This window comes from Hymenobacter actinosclerus, from assembly GCF_900111515.1.
GTDB lineage: Bacteria > Bacteroidota > Bacteroidia > Cytophagales > Hymenobacteraceae > Hymenobacter > Hymenobacter actinosclerus.
This window is the reverse complement of record NZ_FOHS01000011.1, coordinates 1-2499: the sequence shown is the minus strand read 5'-3', so window position 1 is coordinate 2499 and position 2499 is coordinate 1. Positions and strand designations below refer to the sequence as shown.

General features: G+C 60.3%; 1 protein-coding gene. It reads left to right on the top strand.

Translation table 11 applies throughout. The features are described 5' to 3' along the window. Positions 1–2499 (top strand): non-ribosomal peptide synthetase (locus tag BMY67_RS18665; protein WP_143069934.1); only part of this gene is annotated, 2499 nt, incomplete at both ends.

Here is a 2499-nt window from a genome sequence, read left to right as displayed (position 1 = left end):
GTCAAGCACACCACGCTGGCGGCTTACGCCCACCAGCACGTGCCCTTCGAACGCGTGGTGGAGGCCGTCGCCCCCCAGCGGGACCTGAGCCGCAACCCCCTCTTTCAAGTCATGTTTGCCCTGCAGAATATTCCCGAAGTACCGCTGAGTGAATTCGGCGGGCTGCAGGTGAAGGGCGAAGCTTATGACTGGGATTACGCAAAGTGCGACCTGACGGTGGAAGTAGACCCCACGGGGGGCAATTTCCTGCTACGTGTAGAGTACAGCCACGACCTGTTCGAGGAAAGCACCATTCACCGCCTTATCAGTCATTATGAGCAGCTACTTACCCAATTAGTGGCCGATCCGGCCCGGCCACTCGACCAGATCAGCCTGCTCACGCCGGCCGAGGAGCAGCAGATGACCGTTGGGTTCAACCTGACTGGTGCCGACTACCCACAGGCCACGTTGCCGGTATTATTCGAGCAGCAGGTAAACCGTACGCCCCAGCGGCCAGCTCTGCGGTTCGGCTCCGAGGAGCTTACCTATCAACAACTGAATGCGCAGGCAAACCAAGTCGCCCACTTTCTGTGTAATCAGGGGGTTTTGCCCGGAGAGCGGATTGGTGTGCTGGCTCGCCGTGGCCCGGGCATGGTTGCCGCGCTGCTTGGCATTCTCAAGTGCGGAGCCGTTTACGTGCCGCTCAACACTGACTACCCCGCTAGCCGTCTACATTACATTGCTGAGGATGCGGCTCTTGCTGCTGTTATCTCCACTGATGCCTCCTTACTGACGCTGTTGCCCGATTACACCGGTCCCCGGCTGCATTTACTCGACGTGCCCACGTTGTCAAGCGCCAACCTGGATGTAGCCGTGACAGTCGATGCCGGGGCCTACGTCATGTACACCTCTGGGACCACTGGGGAGGCTAAGGGTATTCTAGTCAGCCATCGGAACGTGGTAAAACTGGCCTTTGATCCCGGTCCCATCCAAGTGCAGGCCAACGACATAGTACTCCAGTGGTCCAACTTCGCTTTTGATGGCTCCACCTACGACCTCTATGCCAGCCTGCTGCATGGCGCTTGCTTGCAATTAATCCCAGAAGAAGCCGCCGCCGATGCCGGGCAGCTGACCCGTATCATTCGTGAGCAGGGGGTTACCGTCGCATTCCTGACGACGGCCCTGTTCAATGCCTTTGTCGATACTGACCTGGACGGCCTGCGCGGGCTGCGCCGCCTGCTCTTTGGAGGGGAGCTAGTGTCGGTCCCGCATGTGCAGCGCGCCTTGGCTGCTTTAGGCCCTGATAAGCTAGTACATGTTTACGGCCCTACAGAAACCACTACCTATGCCACGAGCTACGCGATCCGGCAGATCAGTGGGCAGACCGTGCCCATTGGCTATCCACTGGCTAATACCCAGGCTTACGTGCTCGACGAGCGGCAGCGACCAGTCCCGGTGGGCTGTCTCGGGGAACTGTTTCTCGGCGGTGACGGTGTGGCTACCGGCTATCTCAACAAGGCCGAACTGACGGCAGAGCGATTCGTGGAAGTGCCCGGTTACGGCCGTCTCTACCGCACTGGCGATCAAGTATACTGGCGCCCCGATGGTGCCTTGTGCTACGTTGGCCGCCTCGATGGGCAAGTCAAAATCCGGGGTTACCGCGTAGAGTTGGGTGAGATAAGCACCCTGCTGCAGGCCGTACCCGGTGTGAATCAGGCCGTGGTGACGGCTAACCGGGACGCTGCCGGTACATTGCGACTAGTAGCGTACGTGGTGGCGGAGACTGGCTTTGCCAGTGCGGCGGCCACTCAGCAGTTACGACAGTATCTGCCTGATTATATGCTGCCTACTGCCTGGGTAGAATTGCCAGCCTTACCCTTAACTCCCAATGGCAAGATTGACCGGAAGGCGCTGCCCGAACCACAGCAGGCCGAAGCCCTCACGGCCTACGTTGCGCCCTGCACCGCGTTGGAGACCGCGCTGGCCACCATCTGGCAGACGCTTCTAGGTTTAGAGCAGGTGGGCATTGAGGATAATTTCTTCGCGGTCGGCGGCCACTCCCTACTTGCCACCCGCTTAGTCGCCGCCATCCGTCAGCAGCTGGACCGGGAAGTCAGTATCCGCCAAGTATTTACCCATCCAACTATTGCTCGCCAAGCTCAACTGCTGGCCGAATCAAGTGTCACTACCGGCATTGCTCCACTCGCCGCGCAACCGCGCGCTGAGCATCTGCCCCTATCATTTGCTCAGGAGCGCCTCTGGTTTATCGACCAGTTGGAGGGCGGTTCTCATTACAACGTTCCACTATTGCTGCGCCTACGGGGCGCTCTCAACGAAGCAGCTCTGCTCGTGGCCCTGCGCCAGCTGGTCGAGCGGCATGAGGCCCTGCGCACTGTCATTGTCAGCGACGGCCTCGCCCCGCGGCAGCACGTGCTGCCCGCTACGGGCTGGAAGCCCGAGCTTAGCACAACAGCGTACTGCAGCGACGACGCCGGCCACGACGCCGGCCACGACGCCGGC